This window comes from Geodermatophilus sp. YIM 151500 (genome assembly GCF_025716945.1).
In the GTDB taxonomy this organism is placed as follows: domain Bacteria; phylum Actinomycetota; class Actinomycetes; order Mycobacteriales; family Geodermatophilaceae; genus YIM-151500.
The window spans coordinates 427,427-453,783 of record NZ_JAOVZT010000002.1; the positions used below are offsets into that span (position 1 = coordinate 427,427).

At 75.0% G+C, this 26,357-nt stretch carries 23 protein-coding genes; 14 read left to right on the forward strand and 9 right to left on the reverse strand.

Annotation, left to right across the window (positions count from 1 at the left end; translation table 11 throughout):
* Positions 1–67 precede the first annotated feature (67 nt).
* Positions 68–427 carry a nuclear transport factor 2 family protein gene (locus OF117_RS05540; protein WP_263551806.1) on the forward strand — a complete coding sequence of 120 codons (360 nt, stop codon included), beginning with the start codon at positions 68–70 and terminating at the stop codon, positions 425–427.
* Between the two features lie 171 nt (positions 428–598).
* Here the strand turns inward: OF117_RS05540 and OF117_RS05545 are convergent, their stop codons facing one another.
* Positions 599–1,288, reverse strand: a complete 690-nt coding sequence (locus tag OF117_RS05545; protein ID WP_263551807.1) for an ACT domain-containing protein — start codon at positions 1,286–1,288, stop codon at positions 599–601.
* A 322-nt stretch (positions 1,289–1,610) separates the two neighbouring features.
* Here OF117_RS05545 and gatC point away from each other — a divergent pair, with 322 nt between their 5' ends.
* The 4 genes from gatC to gatB are packed head-to-tail and all read left to right on the forward strand — an operon-like array spanning position 1,611 to position 5,198.
* On the forward strand, positions 1,611–1,910 hold the full coding sequence (gene gatC / locus OF117_RS05550; RefSeq protein WP_263551808.1) for an Asp-tRNA(Asn)/Glu-tRNA(Gln) amidotransferase subunit GatC: 300 nt from the start codon (positions 1,611–1,613) through the stop codon (positions 1,908–1,910).
* Positions 1,907–3,502, forward strand: coding sequence for an Asp-tRNA(Asn)/Glu-tRNA(Gln) amidotransferase subunit GatA (gene gatA, locus OF117_RS05555; protein ID WP_263551809.1), 1,596 nt, complete (start codon positions 1,907–1,909; stop codon positions 3,500–3,502). Before gatC ends, gatA begins: the two co-directional genes overlap by 4 nt.
* A complete protein-coding gene (locus OF117_RS05560) occupies positions 3,499–3,696 on the forward strand; it encodes a hypothetical protein (RefSeq protein WP_263551810.1) in 198 nt (65 codons plus the stop codon). The genes gatA and OF117_RS05560 overlap by 4 nt, the downstream gene beginning before the upstream one ends.
* Positions 3,693–5,198, forward strand: a complete 1,506-nt coding sequence (gatB, locus tag OF117_RS05565) for an Asp-tRNA(Asn)/Glu-tRNA(Gln) amidotransferase subunit GatB (RefSeq protein WP_263551811.1) — start codon at positions 3,693–3,695, stop codon at positions 5,196–5,198. The genes OF117_RS05560 and gatB overlap by 4 nt, the downstream gene beginning before the upstream one ends.
* Positions 5,199–5,240: 42 nt before the next feature.
* Here gatB and OF117_RS05570 read toward each other — a convergent pair whose 3' ends face one another.
* Positions 5,241–6,407, reverse strand: coding sequence for a PQQ-dependent sugar dehydrogenase (locus tag OF117_RS05570; protein ID WP_263551812.1), 1,167 nt, complete (start codon positions 6,405–6,407; stop codon positions 5,241–5,243).
* 81 nt (positions 6,408–6,488) lie between these two features.
* Between OF117_RS05570 and OF117_RS05575 the strand changes: the two genes are divergently transcribed.
* On the forward strand, positions 6,489–7,445 hold the full coding sequence (locus OF117_RS05575; RefSeq protein ID WP_263551813.1) for a 2-hydroxyacid dehydrogenase: 957 nt from the start codon (positions 6,489–6,491) through the stop codon (positions 7,443–7,445).
* Here OF117_RS05575 and OF117_RS05580 read toward each other — a convergent pair.
* On the reverse strand, positions 7,439–7,831 hold the full coding sequence (locus tag OF117_RS05580) for a PH domain-containing protein (protein ID WP_263551814.1): 393 nt from the start codon (positions 7,829–7,831) through the stop codon (positions 7,439–7,441). The two genes, OF117_RS05575 and OF117_RS05580, sit on opposite strands and share 7 nt — an antisense overlap.
* A gap of 66 nt (positions 7,832–7,897) precedes the next feature.
* Between OF117_RS05580 and ilvD the strand changes: the two genes are divergently transcribed.
* From ilvD to ilvC, 4 genes are all read left to right on the forward strand, one after another.
* Entirely contained in the window at positions 7,898–9,607 is a 1,710-nt protein-coding gene (gene ilvD, locus OF117_RS05585) for a dihydroxy-acid dehydratase (protein ID WP_263551815.1), read from the forward strand.
* A 522-nt stretch (positions 9,608–10,129) separates the two neighbouring features.
* The gene (locus OF117_RS05590; RefSeq protein WP_263551816.1) at positions 10,130–12,016 is read left to right on the forward strand and encodes an acetolactate synthase large subunit; all 1,887 of its coding nucleotides are present in this window, start codon (positions 10,130–10,132) and stop codon (positions 12,014–12,016) included.
* A gap of 124 nt (positions 12,017–12,140) precedes the next feature.
* On the forward strand, positions 12,141–12,665 hold the full coding sequence (gene ilvN, locus OF117_RS05595) for an acetolactate synthase small subunit (RefSeq protein ID WP_263551817.1): 525 nt from the start codon (positions 12,141–12,143) through the stop codon (positions 12,663–12,665).
* A gap of 98 nt (positions 12,666–12,763) precedes the next feature.
* The gene (gene ilvC / locus OF117_RS05600; RefSeq protein ID WP_263551818.1) at positions 12,764–13,792 is read left to right on the forward strand and encodes a ketol-acid reductoisomerase; all 1,029 of its coding nucleotides are present in this window, start codon (positions 12,764–12,766) and stop codon (positions 13,790–13,792) included.
* Between the two features lie 19 nt (positions 13,793–13,811).
* Here the strand turns inward: ilvC and OF117_RS05605 are convergent, their stop codons facing one another.
* Positions 13,812–14,837: a hypothetical protein gene (locus tag OF117_RS05605; RefSeq protein ID WP_263551819.1), complete on the reverse strand. Its 1,026-nt coding sequence runs from the start codon at positions 14,835–14,837 to the stop codon at positions 13,812–13,814.
* A gap of 177 nt (positions 14,838–15,014) precedes the next feature.
* On the opposite strand from OF117_RS05605, the gene serA reads away from it, so the two are divergent.
* Genes serA through OF117_RS05620 form a run of 3 tightly spaced genes read left to right on the forward strand, consistent with a single transcriptional unit; the run spans position 15,015 to position 19,330 of the window.
* Positions 15,015–16,616 (forward strand): phosphoglycerate dehydrogenase, encoded by a 1,602-nt coding sequence (serA, locus tag OF117_RS05610; RefSeq protein ID WP_263551820.1) that lies wholly within the window; start codon positions 15,015–15,017, stop codon positions 16,614–16,616.
* A 16-nt stretch (positions 16,617–16,632) separates the two neighbouring features.
* Entirely contained in the window at positions 16,633–17,655 is a 1,023-nt protein-coding gene (locus OF117_RS05615; RefSeq protein WP_263551821.1) for a 3-isopropylmalate dehydrogenase, read from the forward strand.
* 4 nt (positions 17,656–17,659) lie between these two features.
* Complete coding sequence (locus OF117_RS05620; RefSeq protein ID WP_263551822.1) at positions 17,660–19,330, forward strand: AMP-binding protein; 1,671 nt, start codon at positions 17,660–17,662, stop codon at positions 19,328–19,330.
* 41 nt (positions 19,331–19,371) lie between these two features.
* Here the strand turns inward: OF117_RS05620 and OF117_RS05625 are convergent, their stop codons facing one another.
* The 4 genes from OF117_RS05625 to OF117_RS05640 form a co-directional block, all read right to left on the reverse strand.
* Positions 19,372–20,046 (reverse strand): GntR family transcriptional regulator, encoded by a 675-nt coding sequence (locus OF117_RS05625; protein ID WP_263551823.1) that lies wholly within the window; start codon positions 20,044–20,046, stop codon positions 19,372–19,374.
* Positions 20,047–20,053: 7 nt separating this feature from the next.
* The gene (locus OF117_RS05630; protein WP_263551824.1) at positions 20,054–20,767 is read right to left on the reverse strand and encodes an enoyl-CoA hydratase/isomerase family protein; all 714 of its coding nucleotides are present in this window, start codon (positions 20,765–20,767) and stop codon (positions 20,054–20,056) included.
* Positions 20,767–22,305, reverse strand: coding sequence for an aldehyde dehydrogenase (locus OF117_RS05635; protein ID WP_263551825.1), 1,539 nt, complete (start codon positions 22,303–22,305; stop codon positions 20,767–20,769). Before OF117_RS05635 ends, OF117_RS05630 begins: the two co-directional genes overlap by 1 nt.
* Positions 22,306–22,499: 194 nt before the next feature.
* Complete coding sequence (locus OF117_RS05640) at positions 22,500–23,855, reverse strand: dihydroorotase (protein WP_263551826.1); 1,356 nt, start codon at positions 23,853–23,855, stop codon at positions 22,500–22,502.
* An 89-nt stretch (positions 23,856–23,944) separates the two neighbouring features.
* Between OF117_RS05640 and OF117_RS05645 the strand changes: the two genes are divergently transcribed.
* Complete coding sequence (locus tag OF117_RS05645; protein WP_263551827.1) at positions 23,945–24,997, forward strand: asparaginase; 1,053 nt, start codon at positions 23,945–23,947, stop codon at positions 24,995–24,997.
* A 35-nt stretch (positions 24,998–25,032) separates the two neighbouring features.
* On the opposite strand, the gene OF117_RS05650 is transcribed toward OF117_RS05645, so the two are convergent.
* Complete coding sequence (locus OF117_RS05650; RefSeq protein WP_263551828.1) at positions 25,033–26,181, reverse strand: flavin reductase; 1,149 nt, start codon at positions 26,179–26,181, stop codon at positions 25,033–25,035.
* Positions 26,182–26,357 lie beyond the last annotated feature (176 nt).

Genomic DNA, 26,357 nt, shown 5'->3' on the forward strand with positions numbered 1-26,357 from the left:
GGGGCGACGGGGCGACGGATCGGCGGGGTGACGGGGCGACGGGGCGGCGGGGCGACGGGAGCTGGGCATGGGTGCGGACGGACCGCTCGAGCTGGAACGGCGCGGCTGGCAGGCGCTGGCGACCGGACCGGAGGCGGCCACGGCGTTCTACGAGCAGGTGCTCGACGCCGAGGTGCTCATGCTCTTCCCCGGCGGCACGGTGATCGACGACCGCGCCGCGGTGATCGCCTCGATGGGCGGGCCGCCGTGGAGCTCCTACCGGCTCGACGACGTCCGCGAGATGCGGCTCACGGCCGACACCGCCGTGGTGGCCTACGCCGCGGTCGCCGAGCGCGAGGGGTCGCCGTACTCGGCGCTCGTCAGCAGCCTGTACGTCCGCCGCTCCGAGGGCTGGAGGCTCGCGGTCCACCAGCAGACGCCGCGCTGAGCCCGCCCGGCCCGGTCCAGGTCCCGAGCGCTCGGCCGGACATCCCGCCCCCGCGGGCGGGGTGGGAGCACCGACCCGGCGGGGGATACCTTCCTCATCGCTGCCCGGGAACCGGCACGGTCCCGCGGTTCGACGGCGGTCCGGCGGCGACCTGACCGCCGGGCGGCGGAGTCACGCCGGCGGCAGGTGCGCGACCGTCGCGGCCAACCCGACCAGGTGCACCAGGCGCAGCAGTTCCGAGCGGCGGAACGCCGGTCCGCCCGAGCGGCCGAGCACCACCGCCGTCCGCCGCTCGCCCCCGAAGGGTGCGGCCATCATCTCGATGGCCATCTCGCGCCAGCGCTCGGGCAGCCAGTCGTCGTCGCTGGGCAGCAACCGCGGTGCGGTCAGGGGCAGCCACGGCAGCGCCGTCCCGTTGAAGGTGGGCGCGGCCTCCGAGGCGGCGAGCAGCTCGGCGGAGGCGGCGTCGCCGCCGAGCACCGCGGCCCACCCGCTGTGCAGCACCCGGGGCAGCTCGGCGGCCAGCAGCTTGACCGCCGTGCCCTCCTCGGCCCGGGCGAGCAGCTCCAGCAGCTCGAGCTCGCGGTGGGTGTCCAGCGAGCCGGAGAACGGGCGAAGCGACTCCACGACGACCCCCGGCACGCCCTGCGCGGCGGTGATCAGCCTGTCGGGCAGCCGGCCGGGCGGCAGGTCGACCACGACGTCGTCGACGGCCAGGCCGCCGCCGCGCTCCAGGACGTCGAGGGAGACGATGTCGGCGCCGGCGGTGCCGAGCGCGGTGGCGACGGCGCCGAGGGTGCCGGGGCGGTCGGGGACCACCAGGCGCAGCAGGTAGGACACGGTTCCCTCCGGGTCGTCCACGCAACTGGTCGTCGATCCCCGTCGATCGCCGGTCCCCCCAGCCTTCCGTACCGGTGCCGCTCCGGTCGAGCGACCCCCTCGGCGCGGCGCGAGGGCCGCGCCGGGCACGTGCGGGGCCGCCCCGGGCGCGGTGCGGGGCCGCCCCGGGCGCGGTGCGGGGCCGCGCCGGGCGCCTTCCCGGCCGAGGGGGCCGGGTGGTCGTCCTGCGTACAGTGACGGGGTTGGCCGCCGGTACCGCGCGGCTCCGCCGACCGCCCGGGGTGCCGGTGGCACAGGAACCGACGGCCCCCGTGACCGCGACGAAGGGGTGTCCCACACCAGGATGAGCACGCTCTCCCGAGACGAACTCGCGCACCTGGCGCGCCTGGCCAGGTTGGCGGTGACCGACGAGGAGCTCGACCTGTTCGCCGGGCAGCTCTCCGTGGTGCTCGACGCCGTGGCGCGGGTGGGCGAGGCGCCGGTCGACGACGTCGCACCCACGACGCACGCCGTGCCGATGACGAACGTCACCCGGCCCGACGTCGTCCGGCCCAGCCTGCCCCGCGACGTCGTCCTCGCCGGCGCCCCCGCCGCCGAGGACGACCGCTTCCGGGTGCCGCGCATCCTGGGGGAGGAAGCGTGAGTGCACCCACCACCGAGCTGACCGGCCGCACCGCCGACGAGCTCGCCCGCCTGCTGTCGGCCGGCGAGGTGGCCGCCGCCGACGTCACCCGGGCCTACCTCGACCGGATCGCGGCCGAGGACGGCGACCTCGGCGCCTACCTGCACGTCGACCCCGAGGCGGCGCAGGCGCAGGCCGCGGAGGTCGACTCCGCCCGCGCGGCCGGCACCGGGCTCGGCCCGCTGGCCGGCGTCCCGGTGGCGCTCAAGGACGTCGTGGTCACCGAGGGCGTGCCCACGACGAGCGGCTCGCGCATCCTCGAGGGTTGGCGCCCGCCCTACGACGCCACGGTCGCCGCCCGCCTCAAGGCGGCCCGCACCGTGCTGCTCGGCAAGACCAACATGGACGAGTTCGCGATGGGATCGTCCACCGAGAACTCCGCCTACCGCCCCACCCGCAACCCCTGGGACCCGGCCCGCATCCCCGGCGGCTCGTCGGGCGGCTCCTCGGCCGCGGTCGCCGGCGGCCTGGCGCCGTGGGCGATCGGCACCGACACCGGCGGGTCGATCCGCCAGCCCGCCGCGCTCACCGGCCTGGTCGGGCACAAGCCGACGTACGGCTCGGTGTCGCGCTACGGGTTGATCGCCTTCTCCTCCAGCCTCGACCAGGCCGGCCCGATGGCGCGCACCGTGCTCGACGCGGCCGTCCTGCACGAGGCCATCGGCGGCTACGACCCGTGCGACTCGACGAGCATCGACGCGCCGCTGCCGGTGCTGGCCGAGTCCGCCCGCCGCGGCGCGACCGGGGACCTGTCCGGCGTCCGGATCGGGGTGGTCCGCGAACTCGGCGGCGAGGGCCACGCCGAGGGGTACGAGCCGGGCGTGCTCGCCCGCGTCGCCGAGGCGGTCGCGCTGCTGGAGGGCCTGGGCGCGGAGGTGCGCGAGGTGTCCTGCCCCGCCTTCGACCTCGCGCTGGCGGCCTACTACCTCATCGCCCCCAGCGAGGCCTCGTCCAACCTGGCCCGCTTCGACGGCGTCCGCTACGGCCTGCGGGTCGGTGACGACGGCGAGCGCGACCTCGACGAGGTCATGGCGCTCACCCGCGAGCGCGGCTTCGGCCCGGAGGTCAAGCGGCGCATCGTCCTCGGCACCTACGCGCTGTCCAGCGGCTACTACGAGGCCTACTACGGGCAGGCGCAGAAGGTGCGCACGCTCATCAGCCACGACTTCGCCGAGGCGTTCGGGAGCTCCGCCGCCGGCGGGCCGGCCGGCGGCGGGCGCGACGCGGACGGCGGCACCGGGGGCGTCGACGTCCTGGTCAGCCCGACCACGCCGACCGTCGCCTTCCCCCTCGGCGCCCGCGTCGACGACCCGATCGCCATGTACGCCGCCGACCTGTGCACGCTGCCGGCCAGCCTCGCCGGCGTGCCGGCCATCTCGGTGCCCTGCGGGCTCTCCGACGGCCTGCCCGTGGGCCTCCAGATCATGGCGCCGGCCCTGGCGGACGACCGCTGCTACCGCGTGGCCGCCGCGCTGGAGGCCGCCCAGGACGACGCCCGCGGCGCCCGCTTCCTCGACCAGCTCGCCGCGCGCACCGGCGCGGAGGCCCGGTGAACGGCGCGCTGAAGGCCGCCTGGGGCCTGACCGTCTTCGTCGTCCTGGCCGGCGTCGTGCTGTGGGCGGTGACCGGTCGCGCCGTCTTCGCCGTCTTCCTCGTCCTCGGCCTGCTGACCGCCGCCGGCGCCTGGTGGACCGGCCGCACGGCCGGGACGGCGGGCGGCTCCCGCTCGAAGGAGGACACCCCGTGACGACGACCGCGGGCGACCGGCTGGTCGCCTACGACGAGCTGCTCACCCGGTACGAGCCGGTGATCGGCCTGGAGACCCACGTCGAACTCGGCACCGCGTCGAAGATGTTCTGCGGCTGCGCCACCACCTTCGGCGCCGAGCCCAACACGCAGACCTGTCCGGTCTGCCTGGGTCTGCCCGGCTCCCTGCCGGTGGCCAACGCGGCGGCGATCGAGGCGACCGTGCGCATCGGCCTGGCGCTGGGCTGCCGGATCGCCTCCTGGTGCCGCTTCGCGCGGAAGAACTACTTCTACCCGGACATCCCCAAGGGCTTCCAGACCAGCCAGTACGACGAGCCGCTGTGCACCGCCGGGCACCTGGACGTCGAGGTCGACGGCGAGACCTACCGGGTCGAGATCGAGCGGGTGCACCTCGAGGAGGACACCGGCAAGAACCTGCACGTCGGCGGCGCCACGGGGCGCATCCACGGCGCGGACCACTCGCTGGTCGACTACAACCGGGCCGGCATCCCGCTGGTGGAGATCGTGACGCGGCCGATCCCCGGCACCGGCGCGAAGGCGCCCGAGGTCGCCCGCGCGTACGTCACCGAACTGCGCGACATCCTGCTCGCCCTCGGGGTCTCCGAGGTGCGGATGGAGCAGGGCAACCTGCGCAGCGACGTCAACACCTCGCTCGCGCCCATCGGCGACCTCGAGTGGGGCACCCGCACCGAGACCAAGAACGTCAACTCGCTGCGCAGCGTCGAGCGCGCCGTCCGGTTCGAGATGCGCCGGCAGGCCGCCGTCCTGGACGCCGGGCGGCGGGTGCTGCAGGAGACCCGGCACTTCCACGAGGACACCGGGACCACCTCCGCCGGTCGGAGCAAGGAGGAGGCGACCGACTACCGGTACTTCCCCGAGCCCGACCTGGTGCCGATCTCCCCGGACCCGGAATGGGTGGAGAAGCTGGCCGCCGCGCTGCCCGAGCTGCCGGCCGCCCGCCGGGCGCGGCTGCGCCAGGAGTGGGGCCTGTCGCCGACGGAGATGTCGTGGATCGCCAACGCCGGCGCCCTCGGCCTGGTCGACGAGACCGTCGCCGCCGGCGCCACGCCCGGTGACGCCCGCAAGTGGTGGCTGGGCGAGCTGGCCCGTCGGGCCAACGACGCCGGGGTCGAGCTCGCCGGGCTGGCCATCAGCCCGCGCCAGGTGGCCGAGCTGACCCGGCTGGTCGCCGAGGGCACCGTCAACGACCAGCTCGCCCGGCAGGCGCTCGACGGGGTGCTGGCCGGGGAGGGCGACCCGGCCCAGGTCGTGCAGGCCCGCGGCCTGGCCGTGATGGGGGAGTCCGACGAGCTGGTCGCCGCGGTCGAGGCCGCGATCGCCGGCGCGCCGGACGTCGTCGAGAAGGTCCGCGGCGGCAAGGTGCAGGCGCTCGGCGCGCTCGTCGGCGCGGTCATGAAGGCCACGCGCGGCAAGGCCGACGCGGCCACGGTCAGGCGGATGCTCGAGCAGCGCGTGCTGTGACATGGCGATCCTCGGATCGCACCGCGGCCACCTGCCGTCCCCTCACAACGGGGAGTTGCCCTCGGCGGTCGGGGGGACGATGCGCAGCACCCGGTCGTCGTCGTCCTCGGGCGTGCCCACGCCGTCCCGGTTGGACGTGGTGATCCACAACCCGCCGCTGGGGTCGAGGACGACGGTGCGCAGCCGGCCGTACCTGCCGGCGAGGATCTCCTGCGGCTCGTCGACCAGCCCGCCCGCGCCGTCCAGGTCGACGATCTGCACCCGCTCGCCGGTGAGCGAGCCGAGGAAGACGGTGAGCCCGGCGACGGTGCAGCCGCCGAGGCCGGCCTCGGGCGCGGGGAAGTCGACCACCGGCCGGACGGTGTCCGGTCCCGCGGTCGGCCAGCCGTGGTCGCTGCCCTCCACCACGGCGTTGAGCTCGTCGGACCCGGCGGCGAGCAGCGCCTCCTCCTCGCCACCCGCGCACAGGGCGGTCACGTCCTCGTGCCCGGTGCTGAAGACGGGGCCGTCGCCGACCGGGCGGCCGAACACGTCGATGTGCAGGACCTTGCCGGCCAGCGATGCCGGGTCCTGGGCCAGGGCCGGGTTGCCGGCGTCGCCGGTGCCGACGAAGAGGTCGCCGTCGGCGCCGAACATCAGCCCACCCCCGTTGTGCACCTCGCCGCGCGGGATGCCGGTGAGCACGGGGTTGGGCGTGCCGCCGAGCGGGAAGCGGACGACGCGGTTGTCGGTCGCCGTCGACACGTAGGCGTAGAGCAGGCCGTCCTCGACGAAGGTGGGGGAGAGGGCCAGCCCGAGCAGCCCCCCGTCGCCGGCGGTGTCGATGCCCGGGACGGTCATCAGCTCCCGGGCCGGTGAGCGGTCGGGGAAGACCTGCAGCAGCCGGCCGGTCTCCCGCTCGCCGACGATGGCGCTGCCGTCGGGCAGCACCACCAGTCCGGTGGGGACGACGAGGTCGGTGGCGACCACGTTGGGATCGCCGGCCTCCTCCCCGGAGCCCGGCGACGCCGGCGCCTGGGGCGGTGGGGCCGGCGGCTCCGACGGCGGGGCGAGCCGCGGCGGCGGTCCCTCCGGCAACGGGCGGAAGGGGCCTTGCGGTTCGTACCCGCCGTCGTCGGCGCAGCCGGCCAGCAGGCCGCCGGAGACGACGAGGACGAGGGCGGCGAGGAGGAGCCGCCGGGGGCCCCGCACCGACGTCCGCCGCTCCACGGCGTCCACGGTACGGGCGCGGGGACCGGCCGCGCCGGGAGCGGGACGGCCGACGGCGTCGCGGGTCCTAGGGTCGGCGACGTGCCCGCCGCAGACGCCCCGTTCCTCGGCCCCGACGAGACCCTGCACGTCCTGGTCCCGGCGACTGAGATCGGCGACGCCGTCGAGGCGGTGTCCCCGCGGGTGCGCGCGCACCGGGTCGACCCCGACGACGGCCCGCCGTCCGGCGAGGCGGCGCGGGCGCAGGTCTGGGTGCCGCGCGCCGGCGGCGCCCGGTTGCCCACCAACGGCTTCCTCGAGGGCCTGCCGCGGCTGCGCCTGGTGCAGCTCCTCAGCGCGGGCGCGGAGCGCTTCGTCGGCCGGCTGCCCGAGGGGGTGCTGCTGTGCAATGCGCGGGGTGCCCACACCCCCTCGACCGCGGAGTGGGTCCTGGCCGCGACCCTCGCGGCGCAGCGGGGGATCCCCTTCTTCACGCGCGAGCAGGACGCCGGCCGGTGGTCGTTCCGCACCGAGCACACCCTGTTCGGCGCGCGGGTGCTGGTCGTCGGCGCCGGCGACATCGGCCGCACGGTCGGGCGGATGCTCGACCCGTTCGGTGCGCGGGTCACCTACGTGGCGCGCACCGCCCGCGAAGGCGTGCGGGGAACCGACGAGCTGCCGCGGCTGCTGCCGGACGCCGACGTCGTGGTCCTCGTCGTCCCGGTCACCCCGGAGACGACCGGCCTCGTCGACGCGGCGTTCCTCGCGGCGATGCACGACGACGCGCTGCTGGTCAACGCGGCCCGCGGAGTGGTCGTCCGCACCGACGCGCTGCTCGCCGAGCTGGTCGCCGGCCGGCTGCGGGCCGCCCTCGACGTCACCGACCCCGAGCCGCTGCCGCCCGGCCACCCGCTCTGGTCGGCGCCCGGCCTGCTGCTCACCCCGCACGTGGGCGGCGAGATCCCCGGCACCGTGGAACGCGGGGCGGCCGCGGTCGCCGACCAGGTGCGCCGGATCCTGGACGGGGAGCCCTTGGTCAACCTGGTCGGGGACTACTGATCGGCACGGCGGCCGGGCGGTGCCGGGACGCTGAGGTGGCCACCGGACGCCGCGGACAGCAGGGGCAGGTCCCGCGCGCGCAGCACCGGCAGCCGCACCTCGGTGCCGCGCGTGGTGACCAGCCACAGGTCGGTGCGCGGGCCGACCCGGATGCCGGACACCTCGGTCCACGCCAGGTGCCGCTTCCCGACCAGGGACCGGACGGTGACCCCGCCGTCGTCGACGTCGGCCCCGATGCGCAGCAGCCCGGCCGCCAGCACGACCGGCACGACCAGGACCGGCGCCGCCCACGGCGAGGCCAGCGCCACCGGCAGCAGCGCCAGGGCGAACACGACCACGGGCGCGAGCACGGTGCGGCTCATCCGCAGCCGGACGGGGGTGGCCATGGCTCCCGATGGTCCCAGGGCGCCCGGGCCCCGGCGCCCGCGGGCGCGCGCCTACCATCGCCGCTCGTGACCACCGTCGAGGACCGACCCACCAGCAGCGGCACCCGCTCGATCAAGCCGCGCAGCCACGAGGTGACCGACGGGATCACCCGGGCGCCGGCCCGCGCGATGCTGCGCGCGGTGGGCATGGGCGACGACGACTGGGAGAAGCCGCAGATCGGCGTGGCCTCCTCCTGGAACGAGATCACGCCCTGCAACCTCTCCCTCGACCGGCTGGCCAAGCGGGCCAAGGAAGGGGTGCACGCCGCCGGCGGCTACCCGCTGGAGTTCGGCACCATCTCCGTCTCCGACGGGATCTCGATGGGGCACGAGGGCATGCGCGCCTCGCTCGTCAGCCGCGAGGTGATCGCCGACTCGGTGGAGACGGTCGTGTTCGCCGAGCGGCTCGACGGCACCGTGCTGCTCGCCGGCTGCGACAAGTCGCTGCCCGGCATGCTCATGGCCGCCGCGCGGCTCGACCTGGCCAGCGTGTTCGTCTACTCCGGCTCCACGCTGCCGGGGAAGCTGGGCGACAAGGACCTCACCCTCATCGACGTCTTCGAGGGCGTCGGCGCCTGCGCCGCCGGGAAGATCACCGAGGCCGAGCTCGGCGAGATCGAGCGCAACGCCTGCCCGGGCATGGGCTCCTGCGGCGGCATGTACACCGCCAACACGATGGCCAGCGTGGCCGAGGCGCTCGGCATGGCGCTGCCCGGCAGCGCCGCGCCGCCGGCCGTCGACAGCCGCCGCGACGCCGTGGCGGTCGCCTCCGGCGAGGCCGTGGTCAACCTGCTGCGCCAGGGCATCACCGCCCGGCAGATCATGACCCGCGAGGCGTTCGAGAACGCGATCACCGTGTGCATGGCCCTCGGCGGCTCCACCAACGCCGTCCTGCACCTGATGGCCATCGCGCACGAGGCGGGGGTGGACCTGACGCTCGAGGACTTCAACCGGATCGGCGACCGCACGCCGCACCTGGCCGACGTCAAGCCGTTCGGCCGGTACGTGATGACCGACGTCGACCGGATCGGCGGCGTCCCGGTGGTCCTGCGCGCCCTGCTCGACGCCGGCCTGCTGCACGGCGAGGCGCTGACCGTCACCGGCAGGACGATGGCCGAGAACCTCGCCGAGATCGCCCCGCCGGACCCCGACGGCGCGATCATCCACGCGATGAACCAGCCCATCCACCGCACCGGCGGGCTGACGATCCTGCGCGGCTCGCTCGCGCCGGACGGCGCCGTCGTCAAGTCCGCCGGCTTCGACACCGACGTCTTCGAGGGCACCGCCCGTGTCTTCGACGGCGAGCAGGGGGCGATGGACGCCGTCACCGAGGGCACGCTGCGCACCGGGGACGTCGTGGTGATCCGGTACGAGGGACCCAAGGGCGGACCCGGCATGCGCGAGATGCTCGCGGTGACGGGCGCGATCAAGGGCGCCGGGCTGGGCAAGGACGTGCTGCTGATCACCGACGGCCGCTTCTCCGGCGGCACCACCGGTCTGTGCATCGGCCACGTCGCCCCGGAGGCCACCGAGGGCGGGCCGATCGCGCTGGTCCGCGACGGCGACCCGATCCGGCTCGACCTCGGGGCGCGCACGCTGGACCTGCTCGTCGACGACGTCGAGCTCGCCCGCCGGCGGGCCGGGTGGGTGCCGCCGGCGCCTCGCTACACGACCGGCGTCCTGGGCAAGTACGCCAAGCTGGTGAGCTCCGCCGCCCGGGGCGCCGTCTGCGGCTGACCGCGACCGGGGCGGTGGTCGGCCGCGTCGCCCGGCCGGGCTCCACCCGGACGGCGGCGTCGGCTGCGGCTCCGCCCAGGGGTTCCTGCTCTGCCGCTCGGTACCGCTGGCGACGCTCCGGGTGGTGCTCACCGCCGACGCCGGCCGGCTGTGGCCGGGCCTGGTGGGGTCCCGCTGGACCGGGACCGGGCACCGGGGGGCTCGCCCCGGCGGCGGACGGCCCGCCGCTCCGGGCCCGGAACGCGCTCGCGGCCCGGACGCGCTGCCGCCCTGCTCCGCGAGCTCCCGTCCCACTGCGGACGACGACGCGTCCCAGTCCATGGGACGGCTTGGTTGACGCCGCCCGTCGCCAGGGCGCACAGTGTCCCCGTGCCGTGGGCTCGCCTCCTCGTAATCGTCTAGCGCGCCGGTCGCCCGACCGACGCGCCCACCCCTCCGTGCCTGCGGCACGAGGGGTTTTTTGTTGGCCGGAAGGCCGCAAACCACGGAACGCCCGCCCCCCGCGCCCAGGGAGAGACCCAGATGACCACCACCCCGAGCCCGTCCGCCACCCGCGACGCCGCCGCCGCGCTGGCCGGCGTCGAGACGGTGGCCGGCTCCGTCGGCGCCGCGGAGCAGCCGCCGCGGAGCGTCACCGAGCCGGCGACGGGCATCACCGGGGCGCAGAGCCTCGTCCGCTCGCTGGAGGCCGTCGGGGTCGACGTGGTCTTCGGCATCCCGGGCGGGGCCATCCTGCCGGCCTACGACCCGCTGTTCGACTCGCGCGTGCGGCACGTGCTGGTCCGCCACGAGCAGGGCGCCGGGCACGCGGCCACCGGCTACGCGCAGGCCACCGGGCGGGTCGGGGTGTGCATGGCCACATCGGGGCCGGGTGCCACCAACCTGGTGACGCCGCTGGCGGACGCCTACATGGACTCGGTGCCGATCGTGGCGATCACCGGGCAGGTGCCCAGCCACGCGATCGGCACCGACGCCTTCCAGGAGGCCGACATCCGCGGCATCACCATGCCGATCACCAAGCACAACTTCCTGGTCACGGACGCCGCGGACATCCCGCAGCGGATCGCCGAGGCCTTCCACCTCGCGGCCAGCGGCCGGCCCGGGCCGGTGCTGGTGGACATCCCCAAGGACGTCCTGCAGGCGACCACCGACTTCGCCTGGCCGCCGCGGATGGACCTGCCCGGCTACAAGCCGACGACGCGCCCCCACGGCAAGCAGGTGCGCGAGGCCGCGGCGCTGCTCGCCGGAGCGAGCCGGCCGGTGCTGTACGTGGGCGGCGGGGTGATCAAGGCCGGGGCGACCGAGGAGCTGGCCGAGCTCGCCGAGCTGACCGGTGCGCCGCTGGTGACCACGCTGATGGCACGCGGCGCGTTCCCCGACAGCAACCCCCAGCACCTGGGCATGCCCGGGATGCACGGCACGGTGGCGGCGGTGACGGCCCTGCAGAAGGCCGACCTGCTCGTGGCCCTGGGCGCCCGCTTCGACGACCGGGTCACCGGCCGGCTGTCGACCTTCGCGCCCGGCGCCCAGGTCGTGCACGCCGACATCGACCCGGCCGAGATCGGCAAGAACCGGAAGGCCGACGTGCCGATCGTCGGCGACGTCAAGGAGACGATCACGCAGCTCGTGGCGGCCCTGCGCGCCGAGCACGAGGCCGGTCACCGGGCGGACCTGTCGGCGTGGTGGGCGCAGTGCGACAGCTGGCGGCAGCGCTACCCGCTGGGCTACGACTGGCCGGAGGACGGCTCGCTGTCGCCGCAGTACGTCATCGAGCGGCTCGGCGCGATCGCCGGACCCGACGCGATCTACGCCGCGGGCGTGGGGCAGCACCAGATGTGGGCAGCCCAGTTCATCTCCTACGAGAAGCCGGCCACCTGGCTCAACAGCGGCGGCCTGGGCACGATGGGCTACGCCGTGCCGGCCGCGATGGGCGCCAAATACGGCCGCCCGGAGGCCACGGTGTGGGCCATCGACGGCGACGGCTGTTTCCAGATGACCAACCAGGAGCTGGCCACCTGCGCCATCGAGGGCATCCCCATCAAGGTGGCGGTGATCAACAACGGCAACCTCGGGATGGTCCGGCAGTGGCAGACCCTCTTCTACGAGGGGCGCTACTCCAACACGAAGCTGCACCCGCAGGACGCCGAGGGCAGGCCCAAGCCGGTGCGCATCCCCGATTTCGTGGCGCTGGCCGAGGCGCTCGGCTGCGTGGGGCTGCGCTGCGAGAACAAGGACGACGTCGACGCGGTCATCGAGAAGGCGATGGCCATCGACGACGCCCCGGTGGTCATCGACTTCGTCGTCGGCCACGACGCCCAGGTGTGGCCGATGGTCGCCGCGGGCGCCAGCAACGACGACATCCTGGCCGCCCGCGACGTCCGCCCGGTCTTCGGCGACGGGCAGGTCTAGCAGAAGGACCCCTCCGCCCACCTCCTGTCAGCGGACCCCGTCCTCCCCACCCCTCGCTCCGCTCGGGGCGGGCCCCCGGAACGGGGCCACCGCGGCCCATCCGAGCGCGAAAGGAACATCATCCATGAGTCGCCACACGCTGTCGGTGCTGGTCGAGAACAAGTCCGGGGTGCTCGCGCGGGTGTCGGCACTGTTCAGCCGGCGCGGCTTCAACATCGAGTCGCTGGCCGTCGGACCCACCGAGAACCCGGACCTGTCGCGGATGACGATCGTGGTCGACGCGGAGAGCCAGCCGCTGGAGCAGATCACCAAGCAGCTGAACAAGCTCATCGAGGTCATCAAGATCGTCGAGCTCGACGTCGCATCCGTGCAGCGCGAGCTGCTCCTGGTCAAGGTGCGCGCGCCGCTGACCGACCGCACGCAGGTGCTGCAGACGGCGGAGCTCTTCCGCGCCCGGGTCGTCGACGTCAACACCGACACGGTGACCCTCGAGGCGACCGGGACGCCGGACAAGCTGCAGGCGCTGCTCGCCGTCCTGGCCCCGTTCGGCATCAAGGAGATGGCCCAGTCGGGCACCGTCGCGCTGGCCCGGGGGCCGCGCGCGATGTCCGGCGCCGGTACCTTGCGCCCGGTCGAGCGCACGGCCTGAAGAAGGACCACCCTTCCCCCACGCCTCGCAGGCTCGGCGCGGGCCCCCGAAGGGTGGCCGTTCCAGTACCTCACCGTCCGAAGGGAAACGAACTGAGCATGGCCGCCGAGATCTTCTACGACGACGACGCCGACCTCTCGATCGTCCAGGGGCGCACGGTCGCCGTCCTGGGCTACGGCAGCCAGGGGCACGCCCACGCCCTGTCGCTGCGCGACTCGGGGGTCGACGTCCGCGTCGGCCTCCCGGAGGGCTCGAAGAGCCGCGCCAAGGCCGAGGCCGAAGGCCTCCGCGTCGTGACCCCGGCCGAGGCGGCCGCCGAGGCCGACCTGATCATGATCCTGGCGCCCGACCACGTGCAGCGGACCCTGTACGCCGAGTCGGTGGAGCCCAACCTGCAGGACGGCGACGCGCTGTTCTTCGGCCACGGCTTCAACATCCGGTTCGGCTACATCAAGCCGCCGGCCGGGGTCGACGTGGCCATGGTCGCGCCCAAGGGTCCGGGCCACCTCGTGCGCCGGGAGTTCAGCGACGGCAAGGGCGTGCCCTGCCTGGTCGCCGTGGAGCAGGACGCCAGCGGCTCCGCGCTCGCCCTGGCCCTCTCCTACGCGAAGGGCATCGGCGGCACCCGTGCCGGGGTCATCAGGACCACCTTCGCCGAGGAGACCGAGACCGACCTCTTCGGTGAGCAGGCGGTGCTCTGCGGCGGGATGTCGGCGCTGGTCACCGCGGGTTTCGAGACCCTCACCGAGGCCGGTTACCAGCCGGAGATCGCCTACTTCGAGTGCCTGCACGAGCTCAAGCTCATCGTCGACCTGATGTACGAGGGCGGCATCGCCAAGCAGCGCTGGTCGGTGTCGGACACCGCCGAGTACGGCGACTACACCACCGGGCCGAAGATCATCGACGCGCGGGTCAAGGAGACGATGAAGGACGTCCTCGCCCGCATCAAGGACGGCTCCTGGGCCGCGGGGTTCATCGCCGACCAGGACGCCGGGGCGCCGGACTTCAAGCGCCGCCGCGCCGAGGCCGAGGCGCACCCGATCGAGGAGACCGGCCGGCAGCTGCGCGGCCTGATGAGCTGGGTGTCGGCGTCCGACGACTACACCGGCACCGCGGCCCGAGGCTGAGCGAGCCGACCGGGCCCCGTCACCGGGAGGGTGACGGGAACCCGGTCGTCGCCGTCAGCGCGCGGCGGGCCCGGTGCGCGCCGAAGAAGCGCGCCGACGTCCGCAGCGAGAGCAGGACGACGATCGCCACCGCGGCGAGGAAGAACACCAGGCTGAAGAACGCGGCACCGCCGCCGGTCGTCGGGTCGGTCGCGACACCCAGGAGCCCGAGCAGGGTGACCGGTACCGCGATGGACCCGCCGACGAGCAGCAGCACGCGGCTGCGGCCGGTCAGCGCCCACACCGAACCCCACAGCGTGAGCACGGTCCAGCCGACGACGAGCAGGCCGACGACGAGCAGGCCGACGCCGAAGGCGTTCGACGCGTCGGCGCCGAGGCCGGCGAAGGGATCGACGCCGGTGCCGAAGGGGTCCTCGCCCAGGCTCCCGTCCTGCAGGGCGCCGGCCAGCCCGAACAGGGCGGCGCCGCCGAGCACGACGGCGAGGGACACCAGCACGCCCAGGGCGCCGAACACCATGCCGAGGACGGCGGCGACGACGACCGGCGCGGGCTTGGCCGGCACGACGGACTGGCCGTAGGGGCCGTAGCCGGCCGGGTAGCCGTACTGGCCCTGCCCGTACTGGCCCTGCCCGTACTGGCCGTACTGACCCGGGTCGTACTGCCCGTACCCGTACTGCCCGGGCTGGCCCTGCCCGGGCTGCTCGTACTGGCCCTGCGGGTACTGCGCGTACGGGCCCTGGCGGTACTGGTCGTACTGGGCCGGCGGGTACTGCGCGTACTGGCCCTGGCCGGGCTGGCCGGGCTGGCCGGGCTGGCCCTGCCCGGGCCGGCCCTGGCCGGGCCGGCCCTGGCCGGGCTGGTTCTGCCCGTACGGGTCGGCCTGCTGCTGGCCGGACGGTGGCCACTCGTAGGGCCGCGTGTGGCCGGGGCCGGGCGTGCTGCTCTCCGTGCCGGCCGGACCGGGCGTGCTGTTCTCCGGGCTGCCGCTCGCCGGCGGCTGCGGGGCGGTGTCCCGACGGTGCTGGTCGTCCCGCTCGTCGCTCATGGTCCCCTCCGTCGGGCCGCGGGCGCCGTTCGATCGGACGCGCGGCGTCGAGGGCCAGGATTCCCGCGCGGCGACGGGCGGGGCAAGCCGGGCGCTCCCCGTCCGGGTGGCGAGGTCACCCGGGCCGGTCGGGGCGGCTGCCCGCCCGCTCACCAGGCCTCCCTAGGCTGTCCGTCCGTGACCACGAGCCTGCCCGTCGTCCTGATCACCGAAGAACTCGCGCCGAGCGTCCTGGACGTGCTCGGCGACGAGGTGGAGATCCGGCACGTCGACGGCACCGACCGCGCGGCCTTGCTGCCCGCACTCGCCGACGCGGCCGCGGTGCTCATCCGCAGCGCCACACGCATCGACGCCGAGGCGCTGACCGCCGCGCCGAACCTGCGGGTCGTGGCCCGCGCCGGCATCGGCCTGGACAACGTCGACGTGGCGGCCGCGACCGAGCGCGGCGTCATGGTGGTCAACGCGCCCACGTCGAACATCGTCAGCGCCGCCGAGCACGCCGTCGCGCTGCTGCTGGCCGCCGCCCGGCACATCCCGGCAGCCGACGCGTCGCTGCGCGAGGGGCAGTGGAAGCGGTCGAAGTTCACCGGCGTCGAGGTCGTCGACAAGACGGTCGGCGTGATCGGGCTGGGACGGATCGGCATCCTGGTCGCCCAGCGGCTCGCCGGCTTCGGCGTCGACCTGATCGCCTACGACCCCTACATCCAGCCCGGCCGGGCGGCGCAGCTCGGCGTCCGGCTGGTACCGCTGGACGAGCTGCTGCGCGAATCGGACTTCATCACCGTCCACCTGCCCAAGACACCCGAGACGCTCGGCATGATCGGCGCCGCCGAGCTGGCCACGACCAAGCGCGGCGTCATCCTGGTCAACGCCGCGCGCGGCGGGCTGGTCGACGAGCAGGCGCTGGCCGACGCGCTGAAGTCCGGCCAGGTCGGTGCCGCCGGCCTCGACGTCTACGAGTCCGAGCCGTGCACCGACAGCCCGCTGTTCGAGCTGCCCAACACCGTCGTGACCCCGCACCTGGGCGCCTCCACGACGGAGGCGCAGGACAAGGCCGGCACCGCGGTCGCCACCTCGGTGCGGCTGGCGCTGCAGGGCGAGTTCGTCCCCGACGCGGTCAACGTGCAGGCCGGTGGCGTCGTCGCCGAGGACGTCCGGCCGGGCCTGCCGCTGGCGGAGAAGCTGGGCCGGGTCTTCACCGCGGTCGCCGGCGGGCTCGCCCAGTCGGTCACCGTCGACGTGCGCGGCAAGCTGGCCGAGTTCGACGTCTCGGTGCTCTCGCTGGCGGTGCTGCGCGGCGTGTTCACCGACGTCGTCGAGGAGCAGGTCACCTACGTCAACGCACCGCTGCTCGCCGAGCAGCGCGGCCTCGAGGTGGCGCTGACCAGCGATCTGGAGAGCCCCACCTACCGCAACCTGGTCACCGTCCGCGGTGCCATGGCCGACGGCAGCCAGGTCACCGTCTCCGGCACCCTCTACGGCAAGAACCAGGTCCCCCGGCTCACCGAGGTCGCGGGCTTCGAGATCGACCTGGAGGCGTCCGGCTACCTGCTGTTCTTCACCTACACCGACCGGCCGGGCGTCGTCGGCACCGTGGGCGCCGCGCTGGGCGAGGCGTCGGTCAACATCGCCGGCGCCCAGGTCAGCCGGACCACGCGCGGCGGTGAGGCGCTCATGGCCGTCATCGTCGACAGCCCCGTGCCGCCGGAGCTGCTGGGCGACATCGCCGCCCGGATCGGCGCCCGGGAGGCCCGCGCGGCCGACCTCAACCCCTTCTGACCTAGGGTTGCGCCCCATGCGCCTGGCTGTGATTCCTGGTGACGGCATCGGTCCGGAGGTCGTGGGGGAGGCGCTGAAGGTCCTCCGCGCCATCGCGCCCGACGTGGAGGACACGACCTACGACCTCGGCGCCGCCCGCTGGCAGCGGACCGGGGAGCTGCTGCCCGACGCGGTCCTCGACGAGCTGCGCCAGCACGACGCCATCCTGCTGGGAGCGATCGGTGATCCCGGGGTGCCGAGCGGGATCCTCGAGCGGGGCCTGCTGCTGCGGTTGCGCTTCGAGCTCGACCACCACGTCAACCTGCGGCCGGCCCGGCTGTTCGAGGGTGCGACCAGCCCGCTCGCCGAGCCGGGCGAGGTGGACATGCTCTGCATCCGCGAGGGCACCGAGGGGCTCTACGCGGGGACGGGCGGGGTGATGCGCCGCGACACCCCGCACGAGGTCGCCACCGAGGTCAGCATCAACACCGCCTTCGGCGTCGAGCGCGTCGTCCGGTACGCCTTCGAGCGGGCCGTCGCCCGGCCGCGCCGGCACCTGACGCTCATCCACAAGACCAACGTGCTCACGTACGCCGGGTCGCTGTGGTCCCGGACGGTGGAGGAGCTGTCGGCCGAGTTCCCCGAGGTCACGGTGGGCTACCAGCACGTCGACGCGGCCTCGATGTTCTTCATCACCGACCCCGGCCGGTACGACGTCATCGTGACCGACAACCTGTTCGGTGACATCGTCACCGACATCGCCGCCGCGGTGACCGGCGGCATCGGCCTGGCGGCCAGCGGCAACCTCGACGTGTCGGGCACCAACCCGAGCATGTTCGAGCCGGTCCACGGATCGGCGCCCGACATCGCCGGCCAGGGCGTCGCCGACCCGACCGCGGCCGTGCTGTCGGTCGGCCTGCTGCTCGAGCACATGGGCCGGCGCGACGAGGCCCGCAAGGTCGAGGCGGCCGTCGCCTTCGAGCTGTCCACCCGCGACGGGCAGGCACCCCTTCGCACCGCCGAGGTCGGCGACCGGCTCGCCGCACTGGCCGGACGGTGACCCGGTGGCGACCGCGTCCCCCTACGACAGCCGGCCGTGGCTGGCCAGCTACGGCGAGGGCACGCCGAGCGGCCTGACCCCGGAGTTCCGCGACGCGCTGGCGATGTTCCGGGCGTCGGTGGCCCGCGACCCCGACGGCGACGCCATCCGCTACTTCGACGGGCGCATCACGCTGCGCGACCTCGACGAGCTCAGCGACGCCTTCGCCGCCGGGCTGCTCGAGGAGGGCTTCGAGCGGGGCGACCGGGTGGCGCTCTACCTGCAGAACGTGCCCCAGTTCGTCATCGCGCTGGTGGGCACGTGGAAGGCCGGCGGCATCGCGGTCTCGATCAACCCGATGAACCGCGCGCGTGAGCTCCAGCTGCTGCTCGGCGACTCGGGTGCCCGGGTGCTGGTGTGCCTGCAGGGCCTGTGGCGCGACGTGGCCTCCGACGTCGTCCCGGCCACGGACGTGCGGCTGGTGCTGACCACCTCGGAGCGGGAGCACCAGAGCCGGGACGACCCGCGGGCGTTCGCCGGCGTCGAGCCGCCGGAGCTGCCGCCCGGCACCGTCGACCTCGCCGGGATGCTGCGGCGCCACCGGGGGCGGACGCCGCCGCCGGTGGAGTTCGGCCCGGACGAGCCGGCCTTCCTCACCTACACCTCGGGCACGACCGGACCGCCCAAGGGTGCGATGAACACCCACGGCAACGTGGTCTTCAACAGCCAGACGTACCGGGAGTGGTGCGGCCTCGGAGCGGACGACGTCATCCTCGGCGTCGCCCCGCTGTTCCACATCACCGGCCTCATCGGGCACGTCACCCTGGCCCTGCTGCTGGGGGCGCCGCTGGTGCTCTTCCACCGCTTCGAGCCGTCGCTGGCCGTCGACACCATCCGCGCCGAGCGCCCCACGTTCACGGTCGGCGCGATCACGGTGTTCATCGCGCTGATGAACGCGCCCGGCGCCGACCGCGAGGCGCTGTCGTCGCTGACCCGCATCTGGTCCGGTGGCGCGCCGATCCCGCCGAGCACCGTCCGCGCCTTCGCGTCCGCCTTCGGGCACTACATCCACAACATCTACGGGCTGACGGAGACGACCTCCCCGTCGCACGCCGTCCCCTTCGGCGCCGACGCCCCGGTCGACGAGGCCTCCGGCGCGCTGTCGGTCGGGGTGCCGCTGTTCGACACGGTGGTGCGCATCGTCGACGACGAGGGCCGCGACCTGCCGCCCGGCGAGGTCGGCGAGATCGTCACGGCGGGCCCCCAGGTCGTGCCGGGGTACTGGCGCAAGCCCGAGGAGACCGCGACGGCGCTGCCCGGCGGCGCGCTGCGCACCGGCGACGTCGGCTACATGGACGAGCGCGGCTGGTTCTACGTCGTCGACCGGAAGAAGGACCAGATCAACGCCGGCGGCTACAAGGTCTGGCCGCGCGAGGTCGAGGACGTGCTGTACGAGCACGAGGCGGTGCGCGAGGCCGCCGTGGTCGGCGTGCCCGACGAGTACCGCGGCGAGACGGTCAAGGCCTACGTCAGCCTCCGCCCGGGCCGCACCGCCACCGCCGACGAGCTCGTCTCCTTCTGCCGGGAGCGCATGGCGGCCTACAAGTACCCCCGTCTGGTGGAGGTCCTCGACGAGCTCCCCAAGACGGTCACGGGCAAGCTGCTGCGCCGGGAGCTGCGCGCCCGCGACCGCTAGGGCCCGGCCGCGCGCCTGCGGTCGCGTCGCTGCCGAGCGGCTCAGCCCGCGGCGCTCTCGGCCTCCCCGTCGTCGGCCGGGGCGGTCCGCAGCAGGTACCGCAGGATGAAGTCGTGCGAGGTCTCCAGGTGCAGGCGGGTGAGGTCGGCGACCTCGCGGGGGTCGCCCCGCCGGACGGCGGCGAGGATGCGCCGGTGCTCCTCGTGCAGGTGCTCGACGTCGCCGATGACCTCGAGGTGCAGGTAGACGTAGCGGTCGGTCTGCCGGCGCAGCTGCTCGGTCAGGGCCACCATCCGCGGCCGGTCGGCGCGCGTGTAGACCAGCGCGTGGAACTGCGCGTTGGCCTCCAGCCACTCGGCGGGTGAGATGTCCGCACTCTCCATCCGGTCGAGCAGCGCGGCCATCTGGGTGGTCTCCGCGCGACCGACGTTCGGCACGGCGATGCCGGTGACCACCGGCTCGATCGCCTCGCGCATCTCGTAGAGCTCCTGCAGCTCCCGGATCGACAGCCCGGCGACGACCGCTCCGGCGGGGCCGAGCTCGACCAGCCCCTCGGCGGACAGCAGGTACAGCGCGTCGCGCACCGGGATGCGGCTGACCCCGTACTCCGCCGCGATCTCCGACTGCGACAGCAGCGTGCCCGGGGGCAGCGCGCCCGTCCGCAGCCGGTCGCGCAGGCCCTCGGCCACCCGGCTGCCGGCGGCTCCACCGCTCACCCGGCGCTCACCCCTCCCCGCGGCGCAGCGAGCCGACCACGAGCCGGTCGAGGCTCATGTCCAGCGCCTGGTCGTCGCCGACGGCGCCGAACGCCCGCAGCATGTCGCGGATGTCGGCGTGCACCCGCGGGCTGCGGGCGCGCAGCTGGGCGACCCGGTCGTCGACGTCCTTGCGCAGCTCCTCGGCCGAGGCGACGACCCCGTTGAGCAGGCCGAGCTCCTGGGCCCGCGCGGCGCTGATCTTCTCGCCGGTGGCGGTGAGCCAGAAGGCCTGCCGGCGGCCGACGACCCGGGGCAGCCAGGCCAGCACGAGCGCCGGGGCCAGGCCGATGCCGACCTCCGGGAAGGAGAACCGCGCGTCGGCCACGGCCACCGACACGTCGCACGCCGCGACGACGCCGACGCCGAAGCCGGCGGCGTCGCCCTGCACCTCGGCCACGGTGACCAGCCGGGTGTCGCGCAGCGCGCGGGTGACCGTCGTCAGCGTCTCCGCCTCGCCGCGGACGGCACCGGGGGCGGTGCTGGTCCCCCCGCGCTCGCGGCCGAGGCAGAACGCCTCGCCGCGTGAGCGGATGCGCAGCACGTGCGCGTCGGCCGGCGGGTCGACCAGGAAGGCGATCAGCTCGCGCAGGTCGGCCAGCGTCCACAGGTTCTCGGGTCCGCGGTCGAGCTCGGCGACGGCGACGCCGTCGGTGACGGGGGAGATGCCGAAGCCGGCCATCAGTTCAGCCGTCCCGTCGCGCGGCCGCCGTACCAGTCGACGTCGTCGGCGGCGGTGCGGACGGTGACCGCCCGGACGTGCGTGAAGTCGTGGAACGACTCCCACCCGCCCTCGCGGCCGGTGCCGCTCTCCTTGAGCCCGCCCCACGGCGACGACGGGTCGAGGCGGTGGTGGTCGTTCACCCACACCATGCCCATCTCCAGCTGCTGCGCGACGCGGTGCGCCCGCGCCACGTCGCGGGTCCAGATGGCCGAGCCCAGCGCGAACGGCGAGTCGTTGGCCAGCCGGACCGCCTCGTCCTCGTCGTCGAACGGGATGACCACGACCACCGGGCCGAAGATTTCCTGCTGCGCGATCTGCATGTCGTTGCGGACGTCGGCCAGCACGGTCGGCTCGATGAAGAAGCCATCCGGGAAGCCGGGGACGTCGGCGGCCCGGCCGCCGGTGACCAGCCGGGCGCCCTCGGCCAGGCCGCTCTCGACGTGGCCGAGGATCCGCGTGCGGGCCCGCTCGGAGATGACCGGGCCGAGCTGCGTCTCGGGCAGCGACGGGTCGCCGATGCGGATCTGCTGCGCCTGGGCGGCGAGCCCGTCGACCACCTGGTCGTAGATGCCGCGCTGGACCAGCAGGCGGCTCCCGGCGATGCAGGTCTGCCCGGCGCCGATGAAACCGGCGAACGCCGCGCCGCGGGCGGCGGTGTCGACCGGGGTGTCGTCGAAGACGAGCACCGGCGACTTGCCGCCGAGCTCCAGGGTGGCCTTGGCGAACCGGTGCGCGGCGGCGATCGAGATGGCCCGGCCGACCTCCGTGCCGCCGGTGAACACCACCTTCTTGACCAGCGGGTGCTCGGTCAGAGCGGCGCCGGCGGTGGCGCCGTAGCCGTTGACGACGTTGAGCACGCCCGGCGGGATGCCCGCGTCGGCGGCGATGTCGGCGAGCAGCATCGCGGTGAGCGGCGTCTGCTCGGAGGGCTTGAGGACGACGCTGTTGCCGGTGGCCAGCGCCGGCGCCAGGCTCTTCGACGCGATCATCATCGGGTGGTTGAACGGCGCCAGGATGCCCACCACACCCAGCGGGAAGCGGCTGGTGTAGGCGTGGTAGTCCCCGCGCAGCGGGACCACGGCGTCGCGGTCGGCCAGCAGCAGCGAGGCGTTGTACCGGTACCACTCCGACAGCCGGGTGATCTGCGCCTTGGTCTCGGTGATCGGCCGGCCGTTGTTCATCGTCTCCAGCTTGTAGAGGTCCTCCATGCGGGCCTCGATGCCGTCGGCGAAGCGGTGCATCAACCGGGCGCGGTCGTGGATGGCCATGCGGCTCCACACGCCGGAGCGGAACGTGTCGTGCGCCGAGCGCACCGCCGCATCGACGTCCTCGGCGTCGGCGGCGGCGACCGAGGCGATGACCACGCCGGTCGCCGGGTTGACCACGTCGATGGGCTCGGCGCGCCCGGGCAGCAGCTCGCCGCCGATCCGCAGGCCGGTGGGCAGCGAGGCGACCGGCAGCTCCACCACCGACGGTGGAGGGGTCGAGAGCGTCATGGGTGCTCCTGAGGGCGAGGGGAGTCATGGCGGGACCGTATGCAGGAACGACCTTCTGCATACGACCCTAGGTGGTGCCGCCCCGCGGGGCAAGCCCACCACCGTGCCGTCCCCCGCACGCGGCGGCGGACGGCGCGGGGCGGCGACCTGCCCGGCCGGGGCGCTCCGGCACCACGCGCTCCGGCGCCACGCGGTCAGCGGGGGGCGGCACCGCGCCCGGGCACGAAGCGGCCGGTCCGCTCGCCGAGCGGGCGGCCCTCCTCGGCCACGAGCCTTCCGCGCAGGTACGTCCGGACGACCCGTCCGCGCACCGTCCGGCCGGCGTACGGGGTCCAGCCGGCCTTCGAGAGCACGTCCTCGGAGCGGAGGGTGCGCTGCGCACCGGGGTCGACGAGGACGAGGTCCGCGTCGGCGCCGACGCCGATCCGGCCCTTGCGCGGCCACAGGCCGTAGATCTGCGCCGGCCGCTCGCAGTAGACCCGGACGACGTCCTCGTGGGAGAGGTGCCCGCGGGCGACGGCGTCGAGCAGCAGCGCCATCGTGCTGTCGAGCCCGGGCAGCCCGAAGTGCACGTTCCAGATGTCACCCGCCCGCTTCTGCTCCAGGGTCGAGGGCGCGTGGTCGCTGGACATGTGGGTGAGGACGCCGCTGCGCAGCAGCCGCCACATCTCCGCCTCGTCGTCGTCGGTGCGGGCGCGGGCCGGCGGCGTGAACTTGCGCAGCGCACCCTCCTCGAGCACCTCCTCCTCGCGCAGCAGGAAGTACTGTGGGCAGCCCTCGGCCTGCAGCCCGGCGCCCCGCGCGCGCTCCTGCGCGAGGTAGCCGGCCACCTCGGGGTGGCTGACGTGCGCGACCGTCGCCCGCGCGCCGGTGCGGCGCACGAGCAGGCCGGCGACGGCGGCGGCCACCAGCTCCGCGTCGCGGTTGCGCCAGTCGGGGAGGATGCCGCCGTCGACGCGGCCGGACGCCCGCAGCAGCGCCTCGGCGGCCTCGGTGAGCGACTCGTCCTCGCAGTGCAGCAGGCTCACCGCCCCGACCCGCGCGGAGGCGGTGAGGTGCTCGTGCAGCCGCGCCGCGTCGTGGCCGGGCACCCCGTGCGTGGTGCAGGTGAAGACCTTGAAGAAGGTGATGCCGGCGGCCCACAGCGCCTCGACCTCGGCGGCGGCTCCGGGCCAGGCGTGGGCGGCCAGGCCGAAGTCCACCTCGGCCCGGTCGTGCAGGTAGGCGGTCTTGTCCCGCAGGTCGCCGACCGTCCGGACCGGGCTGCCGTGGGTGTGCTCGACGATCGTGGTCACGCCCGCGGCGGCGGCCGCCGACGTCCCGGTCGGGAAGTCCTCCCGCTCGGGGCTGCCCGGGTCCATGAGGTGCACGTGGGTGTCCACCCCGCCGGGGAGCACCAGCAGCCCGGCGGCGTCGACGGTGGTCCGGGCCGCCGGCGTCCCGGGGCCGACGTGGACGACGACGCCGTCGCGCACCCCCACGGACAGCCGCCGCCGCCCGGTCGGGTCGACGACGGTGCCCCCGGCGATCAGCAGGTCCAGGTCGGCCATGGGGAGGTGCTCCTCGGGGTGTCCGGGCGGTGGGCCGTACGGTGGGGCGCCGCCGGACCGGCCGGCGGCGGGACGGGAGGTCGGGCACGGTGGCCGCAGGCGGGGGCACGGTGGCAGGTGGCGCGGGCGCGGCGCGGGTGGCGGTCGCGTCGCTGGGCGGCACGATCACGATGACGGCGGCCTCGGCGGGGGCCGGCGTCACGCCGTCGCTGCAGGCGGCCGACCTGGTCCGTTCGGTGCCCGGGCTCGCCGAGGTCGCCGAGCTGACGGCCACCACGCTGCGCACCGAGCCCGGCGCCTGGCTCACCCCCCCGGACGTCGCGGCGGTGGCGGCGTGGGCGCGGGAGCAGCCCGTGGACGGCGTCGTCGTGGTCCAGGGCACCGACACCATCGAGGAGACCGCCTACCTCCTGGACCTGCTGTGGGACCGGCCGGAGCCGCTCGTGGTGACCGGCGCGATGCGCCCGCCGACCGCGGCCGGCCCCGACGGGCCGGCGAACGTGCTGGCCGCCGCGGTGGTGGCGGCCGACGCCGCGGCGCGGGACCGCGGCGTCCTCGTGGTCCTCGACGACGACGTGCACGCGGCCGCGCGGGTCCGCAAGACCGACACCGTCGCCGCGCACGCCTTCACCTCGGTCCCCTTCGGCCCGGTGGGCAGGGTGCACGAACGCCGCGTCACCTTCGCCGCCCCGGCGGCGCGCTGGCCGGCGCTGCCGGCGCCGCGGCCGGACGCCGATCCGCGGGTCGCGCTGCTGGAGACGCACCTGGGCGACCGCGGCGACCTGCTCCGTTCCGTGGCCGACGCCGGGTACGACGGGATCGTGCTCGCCGGCTTCGGCGCCGGGCACCTGTCGGCGGCGGCCGCCGAGGTCGTGGGCGAGGTCGCGCCGCGCTGCCCGGTGGTCCTGGCCAGCCGCACCGGCGCCGGGCCGGTGCTCACCGGCACCTACGGGTTCGTCGGCTCGGAGCGGGACCTGCTGGCCCGCGGCGCCGTGCCCGCCGGCTGGCTGGACGGCCGCAAGGCCCGGCTGCTGCTGTGGGCGCTGCTGGCCGCCGGGGCCGGCCCGGCGGAGGTCCGGGCGGCGATCACCGCCCGCGGCGCCGCGCCCGGGGGTCCGCACGGGGAGACGGTCGCGGTCTGACCCCGGTCGGCCCGGAGGGTGGCTCGGACGGCGGCTCAGAGCCGGCCGCCGGTCTGCTCCAGGATCTGCCGCACCCGCTGCGTGGCCAGCTCGGTGTAGCGGTAGACGGCCGCTCGCGCCGCGTCGGCGTCCCCGCGCTCGACGCCCTCGGTGATGCCGCGCTGGGCCTCGATGAAGCTCTGCGAGGTCACCGGGGTGACGCCGAAGCTGCGCGTCATCACGCTCTTGATGTGCAGCTGGGCGAACGCCGTCGTCAGCGGGGCGCTGTGGGCCAGCGAGACCAGCGTCTCGTGGAAGGCGTAGTTGGCGTCCAGGTAGCCGTCGAAGTCGACGAAACGTTCGCCGACCAGCAGCGCCGCCATGGCCTCGAACCGGTGCCGCAGCTCGGCCACCTCCGCCTCGGGCACCCGGCCGACGACCATGTCGATGACGCCGAGCTCGATCGCGCAGCGGGCCGCGAACGTCTCGTCGGAGGTCCGCAGGTCGAAGGGCACGACCACGTAGCCGCGCTCGGGGTCGCGGCGGACCAGCCCGTCGGCGGTCAGCCGGGTCAGGGCGTAGAACGCCGCCGGCTTGTCCACCCCGAGCGAGTAGGCGAGGTCGTCGAGGTGCAGCACGGCGTCCGGGGCGTACATCCGCTCCAGCACCTGCAACCGCGCCCGCTGGTAGACCTCGTCGTCGCGGGCGAACTCGAAGCGGCCGAATCCGCCGCGGAAGTAGGTCAGCGGGCTGCCCTCGTCGGCCTCGGCCGAGACCACCCGGCCGAGGAAGATCGTGTGCGTCGCGGCACCGACCTCCTCCACCACCTCGCACTCGATGCGCGCCAGGGCGTCGGACAGCACCGGCACCCCCAGCACCCCGCGGGCCACGCGGAGGCCGGCGAACTTGTCCGGGGCCGGCGAGGCGAACTGCTGGGCGAGGTGCCCCTGCCCCTGGCCCAGGACGTTGACCGCGTAGGCACCGGCCGAGGAGACCGCGGCGCAGGTCGTCGACGACTTGTTGAGGCAGGCCAGCATCATCGGCGGGTCCAGCGACAGCGACGTCACCGAGCTCGCGGTCATGCCGAAGCGGCCCCGGTCGGTGCTCGTGGTCACCAGCGTCACGCCGCTGGCGAGGTGGCCGACCACGTGGCGGAACGTGGCCGCGTCGACCGGCGGGTCACCGGCCGTGCCGGGAGCAGTCACGAGGAGGCCGTCCTTCCGCGAGGTGGCCCCGGCGCTGGGCCGGGTGCCGTCGGCGTCCAGTGAAGCGGCGTCCCGCCGCCGCGCGCGATGGCGGAGGCCGTCATCGCGGCCAGGTCAACTTCACGGCCGGCGACACTGCCTCGCGCGCCCGCGGGCCCTTGACTGGCCTCCGACCG

Coding starts and splice junctions, on each gene's coding strand:
- OF117_RS05540 (WP_263551806.1), top strand. CDS start 68: ATGGGTGCGGACGGACCGCTCGAGCTGGAACGGCGCGGCTGGCAGGCG.
- gatC (WP_263551808.1), top strand. CDS start 1,611: ATGAGCACGCTCTCCCGAGACGAACTCGCGCACCTGGCGCGCCTGGCC.
- OF117_RS05580 (WP_263551814.1), bottom strand. CDS start 7,831: ATGGCCACCCCCGTCCGGCTGCGGATGAGCCGCACCGTGCTCGCGCCC.
- OF117_RS05590 (WP_263551816.1), top strand. CDS start 10,130: ATGACCACCACCCCGAGCCCGTCCGCCACCCGCGACGCCGCCGCCGCG.
- ilvN (WP_263551817.1), top strand. CDS start 12,141: ATGAGTCGCCACACGCTGTCGGTGCTGGTCGAGAACAAGTCCGGGGTG.
- ilvC (WP_263551818.1), top strand. CDS start 12,764: ATGGCCGCCGAGATCTTCTACGACGACGACGCCGACCTCTCGATCGTC.
- OF117_RS05605 (WP_263551819.1), bottom strand. CDS start 14,837: ATGAGCGACGAGCGGGACGACCAGCACCGTCGGGACACCGCCCCGCAG.
- OF117_RS05615 (WP_263551821.1), top strand. CDS start 16,633: ATGCGCCTGGCTGTGATTCCTGGTGACGGCATCGGTCCGGAGGTCGTG.
- OF117_RS05630 (WP_263551824.1), bottom strand. CDS start 20,767: ATGGCCGGCTTCGGCATCTCCCCCGTCACCGACGGCGTCGCCGTCGCC.
- OF117_RS05635 (WP_263551825.1), bottom strand. CDS start 22,305: ATGACGCTCTCGACCCCTCCACCGTCGGTGGTGGAGCTGCCGGTCGCC.
- OF117_RS05640 (WP_263551826.1), bottom strand. CDS start 23,855: ATGGCCGACCTGGACCTGCTGATCGCCGGGGGCACCGTCGTCGACCCG.